Annotated in this window: 1 protein-coding gene; it reads left to right on the top strand. The window is 61.6% G+C overall.

What is annotated here, in order from left to right; genetic code table 11:
- Window positions 1-230 precede the first annotated feature (230 nt).
- Window positions 231-1298, top strand: coding sequence for an IS110 family RNA-guided transposase (locus NG696_RS00005; protein WP_252570185.1), 1068 nt, complete (start codon window positions 231-233; stop codon window positions 1296-1298).
- Window positions 1299-1316 lie beyond the last annotated feature (18 nt).

The raw sequence follows: 1316 nt of genomic DNA on the forward strand, positions 1-1316 counted from the left end.
GAGCCTGTCAGTAATGATTGATGTGGGGGTCGGGTTGGTCTGACTCAGAGCCTGTCTGACGCTTTGGCTGTCTTTATTTCGATGCGTCGGCCGGCCTGGTCCCCGTCACTAATTAGTGATGCGTTCAGGAATGCCGTGCATGACTTAATAGGAGCCTGACTCCAGTCCCGTTACTGACTTGTCTGTTGGCATTCCTGAACGCTGACCCTCACGAAAGGGCTTCTTCCAGCATGCCGGAAAACATTCATAAAATCATCATTGGTGTGGACACCCATAAGGACTTCCACCACGTTGCCATTATCACGACGTTGGGTGCAGCGGTCGCGGACCGCCAGTTCCCGGCGACCCCGGCCGGGTACGGGGAGGTCCTGGACTGGGTGGCCGGTCACGGGCAGGTCCTGCGTGCCGGTGTGGAAGGGACGGGTTCCTATGGTGCCGGGCTGACCAAACGATTCCGGGTTGCCGGCATCGAGGTCGTTGACGTCATTGCCCCGGATAAGCAGGAGCGGCGTCTGCGGGGCAAGACGGACAAGATTGATGCGTATTCCGCGGCCCGGGCCGTGCTCGCCCAGCGCGCCACGACGGTCCCGAAGACCCGTGAGGGCCACGTCGAGGCGATCCGGGTCCTGCACACCACCAAGCGGCTGGTCATCAAGCAGAGCACCGAAACGATGAACCAGCTCAAGGGGCTGCTGGTCTCCGCCCCGGACACGTTGCGTGAGAAGCTGGCTGGCCTGACGGGCAAGCCACTTTCCCGTGCCTGTACGCGCCTGCGCGCGCTCAAGACTGATGACCTGGTGACCCAACACAGCAAGACGGCCCTGAAAGCACTCGGGAACAGGCATCTGGCGCTGCAGGCCGAAGCCGCGGCCCTGCTGAAGGACTACGAGGCCCTGGTCAAGGACTACGCCCCGGAGCTTCTGGCCGTCCACGGCGTCGGTCCCGACGTTGCTGCGGCCCTACTGACCGTGACCGGGGAGAACGTTGACAGGATCACCAGCGAATCAGCTCTCGCCCACCTCTGCGGCGCGGCTCCAATCCCCGCGTCCTCCGGGAAAACGAACAGAAACCGGCTGAACCGGGGAGGAAACCGGCAAGGCAACGCCGCCCTCCACCGCATCATTGTCAGCCGCTTGAAAGGCCACCAAGCCACCAAGGACTACATGACCAAATCCCTGGCCCGAGGGAAGGGCAAACGCGAGGCTATGCGGCTACTCAAACGCTACGTCTGCCGCGAAATTCATCCCATCCTCATCAAGATCCAACAACGCCACCAAACCCTTCAACAAGCCGCTTGACAACCATAGGAGCATCGA

Origin of the sequence: Pseudarthrobacter cellobiosi (assembly GCF_023913755.1) — a bacterium.
Lineage (GTDB): Bacteria > Actinomycetota > Actinomycetes > Actinomycetales > Micrococcaceae > Arthrobacter > Arthrobacter cellobiosi.

Coding starts and splice junctions, on each gene's coding strand:
- NG696_RS00005 (WP_252570185.1), top strand. CDS start 231: ATGCCGGAAAACATTCATAAAATCATCATTGGTGTGGACACCCATAAG.